This window comes from Pseudohaemophilus paraphrohaemolyticus (genome assembly GCF_003253115.1).
Taxonomy (GTDB): Bacteria; Pseudomonadota; Gammaproteobacteria; order Enterobacterales; family Pasteurellaceae; genus Haemophilus_A; species Haemophilus_A paraphrohaemolyticus_A.
The window spans coordinates 77,601-83,600 of record NZ_QEQF01000009.1 but is presented as its reverse complement, the minus strand read 5'-3'; the positions used below and the strand labels follow the sequence as shown (position 1 = coordinate 83,600).

Here is a 6,000-nt window from a genome sequence, read left to right as displayed (position 1 = left end):
ATATTCTGGCGACCATAGTGCGGTAGTTCTACCTGACTCCATTCCGAACTCAGAAGTAAAATGCCGTAATGCCGATGGTAGTGTGGGGTTTCCCCATGTGAGAGTAGGGCATCGCCAGATTGAATTTAAAGCGAAAGTGAATAACCCCGTATCGTAAGGTCCGGGGTTTTTTGCTTTTTATCGAGCTAAGGGTAAATTGCAAAAAATCCTTAAAATATTACCGCTTTTTTCCACTTTCCCTCTTGATGTTCCTTCAAAAACTTGTATATTCAAAGACTTCTACTAAAACAACAACTCACAACATCAGGAGTCTTTTATGAAAAAACTCGCTAAACTCTCTTTATTGAGCCTTGCTTTTGCCTCAACAGCGGCTTTTGCTGCACCGAAAACCTTTGTTTATTGCTTAGAAGCATCACCAACCTATTTTAATCCTCAGTTTGTGACGGATGGAGGAACGATGGATGCGATTGCACAGACAATATTTGATCGCCTAGTTTCTTTTGAACCTGGAACAACAAATGTAACTCCTGCCTTAGCTGAAAAATGGGATATCTCTGAAGATGGCAAAACTTATACTTTTCATCTTCGTCAAGGCGTGAAATTCCATACTACTAAAGATTTCAAACCAACCCGAGATTTTAATGCTGATGATGTTATTTTTTCATTTAATCGTCAGTTAGATCCAAATCATCCATATCATAAAATTTCTGGTGGCAATTATGAGTACTTTACCAGTATGGATATGCAAAATATCCTTGATAAGGTTGAAAAGGTGGATGATTATACGGTCAAAATGACTTTAAAAACACCAAATGCGCCATTCTTATCTAATCTTGGAATGGATTTTACTTCTATTATGTCAGCAGAATATGCAGACCAATTATTAAAAGTAGGAACCCCTGAGAAATTAGATCAAAATCCTATTGGTACTGGGCCATTTCAATTTGTTGATTACCAAAAAGATTCCCAGCTTCGTTATAAAGCATTTGATGATTATTGGGCTGGTAAAGCAAAATTAGACCGCTTGGTATTCTCAATTACGCCTGATGCTTCAGTACGTATGGCAAAATTACAAAAAGGTGAATGTCATGCAGCACCTTATGTCAACCCTGCAGATTTACCTGCATTACAGAAAGATCCTAATATCAATGTGATGAGCCAAGCAGGCTTGAATGTGGGTTATCTTGCACTGAATACACAGAAAAAACCGTTTGATAATGTGAAAGTGCGTCAGGCATTGAATTATGCGATTAACAAAGACGCAATAATTCAATCGGTTTACCAAGGTGCTGGCGAAAAAGCGAAGAATCCAATTCCTCCAACAATGTGGAGCTATAACAATGATGTAGTAGATTATGACTATAATCCAGAAAAAGCTAAAGCTTTGTTAAAAGAAGCAGGTTTTGAAAATGGCTTTGATGCTGATTTGTGGGCAATGCCAGTTTCTCGTCCTTACAATCCAAATGCTCGCCGTATGGCTGAGCTTATCCAAGAAGACTGGAAAAAAGTTGGTGTGAATGCCAAAATTGTAAGCTATGAATGGGGTGAATATATCAAACGCTTGCGCAATGGCGAACATCAAACAGGAATGATGGGGTGGAATGGCGATAATGGTGATCCAGATAACTTCTTAAATACGCTATTAAGCTGTGCAGGGGTGGAAGCAGGAGCAAACTATGCGAAGTTCTGTAATAAAGAGTTTGACAAGTTGATTGATGATGCTGCAAAAGAGAGCGATAAAGCTAAACGCACAGAGCTCTACAAAAAAGCTCAAGTGTTGTTCAAAGAACAAGCTCCGTGGGTAACCATTGCTCACTCAACCACTTACTTCCCTGTGCGTAAAGAAGTAACTGGTTATACTATCAGCCCGTTTAGCTTGCATAATTTCTACCACGTGGATTTAGCAGATAAGTAGTTATTGAGACGGTTGGTGAGTTTGTCAAACCATTGTCGAATCGGCATATTGAAATACCTTATGCTTCGACAGGCTCAGCAACTGTTATTTCAATTTTGGCATTGACTACAAGCGGTCAAAATTTTCCAAAAATTTATCTATTATTATCTATTTATGTTTTCATTTATTTTAAAACGTATTTTAATGGTGATTCCTACCTTTATTGCGATTACCTTAATTACTTTTGCCCTTGTGCATCTGATTCCAGGAGATCCAATCGAAATTCGAATGGGCGAACGTGGGCTGGATCCAGCTGTACACGCCCAAATGATGTCGCAACTCGGCTTGGATTTACCCTTACCTGAACAATATTTCAATTACATCAAAGGAATTTTTCAAGGCGATTTAGGTAACTCATTCCGTAATAATGAGCCAGTGCTCAAGGAATTTTTTACTCTTTTCCCTGCTACGGTTGAGCTTGCATTTTTTGCCTTGCTTTGGTCTTTAGTGATCGGCATTTTTCTTGGTGTGATTGCTGCAGTGAAGAAAAATTCTTGGATTTCACATATTGTAACCACACTTTCTCTGACAGGTTATTCAATGCCGATTTTCTGGTGGGGCTTGATTTTAATTCTCTATGTGTCCACTCCGCTTGGCTTGCCTGCTTCGGGGCGTTTGTCGTCTGAGTTTTGGATTGAAGCTAACACGGGTTTTATGCTGATTGACACTTGGCAATCTGATGAACCAGGGGCATTTTTAGCAGCCATTAAATCTTTAATTTTACCTTCAATTGTATTAGGTACGATTCCTCTCGCAGTAATTACCCGAATGACGCGTTCTTCAATGCTTGAAGTATTGGGCGAAGATTACATCCGCACCGCAAAAGCAAAAGGCTTAAATACTACGCGTATCGTGTTTGTACACGCATTGCGTAATGCGTTAATTCCTGTCGTGACGGTGGTAGGTTTAATTGTGGGGCAGTTGCTCTCTGGGGCGGTATTAACCGAAAATATTTTCTCTTGGCCAGGTATTGGTAAATGGGTAATTGAGGCGATTAATGCCCGAGATTATCCTGTGCTACAAGGTTCAGTGCTGATTATTGCAACTATCATCATCCTTCTGAATTTACTGGTTGATTTGATTTATGGTGTGGTGAATCCACGAATTCGCCATAGCTAATAGAGGAGTGAAGAATGTCTTCAACGACAGTAACAGCCCCAATACCGAAAACACCTTTCCAAGAGTTTGTCTATTATTTTAGTCAAAACCGTGGAGCGGTAATTGGGTTTATCTTTATTTTAATCGTGCTTTTTGCTGCGATTTTTGCAGATTGGGTTGCACCTTTCGACCCAATCGAACAAAACCGCTCATCCTTGCTTTTACCACCAATGTGGTTTGAGGGGGGGAATTCAGCTTATATTTTAGGCACAGACGACATTGGTCGGGATATGCTTTCGCGCATTATTTATGGGGCGAGACTTTCTGTTTTTATTGGCTTGCTGATTGTCGTAATGTCTTGCGTACTCGGTGTTATTTTAGGCTTGCTTGCAGGCTACTACGGTGGCACGCTTGATATTTTAATTATGCGTTTGGTCGATATTATGCTTGCCATTCCAAGTTTGCTTTTAACGATTGGTGTAGTAACTATTCTCGGACCTTCCTTAATTAATGCGGCGATTGCAATTGCGATTGTTTCCATTCCAAGTTATGTGCGTTTAACCCGTGCTTCGGTGATGAATGAGAAAAATCGTGATTATGTCGTGGCAAGCCGCGTAGCAGGGGCAAATGTGTGGCGATTGATGTTTATTGTGATTTTGCCAAACTGCCTTGCGCCATTGATTGTGCAAATGACGATGGGGATTTCTAATGCGATTTTAGAACTTGCCGCACTTGGCTTCTTGGGCATTGGTGCTCAACCACCTACACCAGAACTGGGTACAATGTTGGCAGAATCACGCGGTTTTATGCAATCAGCGAACTGGCTTGTGACCATTCCAGGCTTAGCGATTTTATCGCTTGTATTAGCCTTTAACTTGATGGGCGACGGCTTACGTGATGCTCTCGATCCAAAATTAAAACAATAGGGGGCGAAATGAGTTTACTAACAGTTGAAAATCTTTCCGTTTCGTTCGGCGATGAAAAAGCCCCTTTTAAAGCGGTTGATCGTGTTAGCTACACCGTGAATGAAGGTGAAGTGTTAGGTATTGTAGGCGAATCTGGTTCGGGTAAATCGGTTAGTTCTTTGGCGATTATGGGCTTGATAGACTTCCCAGGTCGTGTGACTGCAGAGAAATTGCATTTTAACCAGAATGATCTGCTAGCGTTAAAGCCAAAAGAGAAGCAGAAAATTGTTGGAGCAGATATTGCGATGATCTTCCAAGATGCGATGACAAGCCTCAACCCAAGCTATACCGTGGGCTATCAAATTATGGAAGCCTTAAAAGTGCATCAAGGCGGGAGCAAATCAGCACGCCGTGAGCGAACAATTGAATTGCTTTCACTGGTGGGCATTCCTGATCCTAAATCTCGTTTAGAGGTTTATCCACACCAGCTTTCTGGCGGGATGAGCCAGCGTGTAATGATCGCAATGGCAATTGCGTGTAACCCGAAGCTGTTGATTGCTGATGAACCGACAACGGCGCTTGATGTAACCATTCAAGCCCAAATTATTGATTTACTGCTTGAATTACAACGTAAAGAAAATATGGCGTTGATTTTAATTACGCACGATCTGGCGTTGGTGGCAGAATCAGCACATCGCATTATTGTGATGTACGCAGGGCAAGTGGTGGAAGAAGGGAAGGCAGAAGAGATTTTCAAATCGCCGTTGCACCCTTATACACAAGCGCTGTTGAAAGCATTGCCAGAGTTTGCGGAAGGTAAATCTCGCTTGCAATCGCTCCCTGGTGTTGTACCTGGTAAATATGACCGTCCTCAAGGCTGCTTGCTTAACCCGCGTTGCCCGTATGCGACGGAGAAATGCCGTAGCGTTGAGCCTGCGTTGGTGCAAATCAACGGCCGTCAAGTCAAATGCCATACACCATTAAATAATCAAGGCTTACCGAGCTAATCAAGGAGAGGACAATATGCAAAAAAATTACGAAAACGCACCGCTTCTTGATGCGATTAACCTGAAAAAATATTACCCAGTGAAGAAAGGGTTATTCGCAAAACCAAAAATGGTAAAAGCGGTAGATGGTGTTTCTTTCACGCTTGAACGGGGCAAAACCTTGGCAGTGGTGGGGGAGTCTGGATGTGGGAAATCGACGCTTGGGCGAATGCTTACAATGATTGAGCAGCCGACTGAAGGCGAGCTTTTCTACAATGGACAAAACTTTTTGGAAAATGATAAAGAGATGGCAACGCTTCGTCGTCGTAAAATTCAAATCGTCTTCCAAAATCCGTACAGCTCACTTAACCCACGTAAAAAAGTGGGCTCAATCTTAGAAGAGCCATTGCTTATTAACACTTCGCTTTCGGTAAAAGAGCGCAAGGCAAAAGTGTTGGATATGATGGCAAAAGTGGGCTTAAAACCAGAGTTTTATGACCGCTATCCACATATGTTTTCGGGCGGACAACGTCAGCGTATTGCGATTGCTCGCGGGTTGATGCTTGAGCCTGATATTGTTGTGGCGGATGAACCTGTTTCTGCACTGGATGTTTCTGTACGCGCTCAAGTGCTCAATCTGATGATGGATCTGCAAGAAGAAATGGGGCTTTCTTATGTCTTTATCTCACACGATCTTTCAGTCGTGGAACATATTGCAGACGAAGTGATGGTGATGTATTTAGGACGTTGCGTGGAGCAAGGTGAGGTAAAACAGATTTTTGCTGAGCCAAAACATCCATACACGCAAGCGCTTCTTTCAGCAACGCCAAGATTAAACGAAGCTGATCGCCGTGAGAGAATTAAACTCACAGGCGAGCTGCCAAGTCCACTTAATCCACCAAAGGGCTGTGCCTTCCACGCCCGCTGCCGCTTTGCAACCGACCGCTGCCGAGTGGAACAACCGCAATTGAAAAACTACCCAGATGGTAGAAAAATTGCGTGTTTTGTTGTGGAGTAATCACTATACTCCCTCTCCCCTTGTGGGAGAGGGTAGAGA

Annotated in this window: 5 protein-coding genes and 1 rRNA gene; all 6 read left to right on the top strand. The window is 42.2% G+C overall.

Going from position 1 to position 6,000, the window contains the following annotated elements; all coding sequences use genetic code 11:
- Positions 1-4 precede the first annotated feature (4 nt).
- Positions 5-120, top strand: a 5S ribosomal RNA gene (gene rrf, locus DPV92_RS08620).
- Between the two features lie 196 nt (positions 121-316).
- Entirely contained in the window at positions 317-1,915 is a 1,599-nt protein-coding gene (locus DPV92_RS08615; protein WP_111354514.1) for an ABC transporter substrate-binding protein, read from the top strand.
- A 153-nt stretch (positions 1,916-2,068) separates the two neighbouring features.
- Positions 2,069-3,073, top strand: coding sequence for an ABC transporter permease subunit (locus DPV92_RS08610; RefSeq protein ID WP_111354513.1), 1,005 nt, complete (start codon positions 2,069-2,071; stop codon positions 3,071-3,073).
- A gap of 14 nt (positions 3,074-3,087) precedes the next feature.
- Positions 3,088-3,978 (top strand): ABC transporter permease subunit, encoded by an 891-nt coding sequence (locus DPV92_RS08605; protein ID WP_111354512.1) that lies wholly within the window; start codon positions 3,088-3,090, stop codon positions 3,976-3,978.
- Between the two features lie 8 nt (positions 3,979-3,986).
- Positions 3,987-4,964, top strand: a complete 978-nt coding sequence (dppD, locus tag DPV92_RS08600) for a dipeptide ABC transporter ATP-binding protein (protein ID WP_111354511.1) — start codon at positions 3,987-3,989, stop codon at positions 4,962-4,964.
- Positions 4,965-4,980: 16 nt separating this feature from the next.
- The gene (locus DPV92_RS08595; protein ID WP_111354510.1) at positions 4,981-5,961 is read left to right on the top strand and encodes a peptide ABC transporter ATP-binding protein; all 981 of its coding nucleotides are present in this window, start codon (positions 4,981-4,983) and stop codon (positions 5,959-5,961) included.
- The last annotated feature ends 39 nt before the right edge of the window (positions 5,962-6,000 follow it).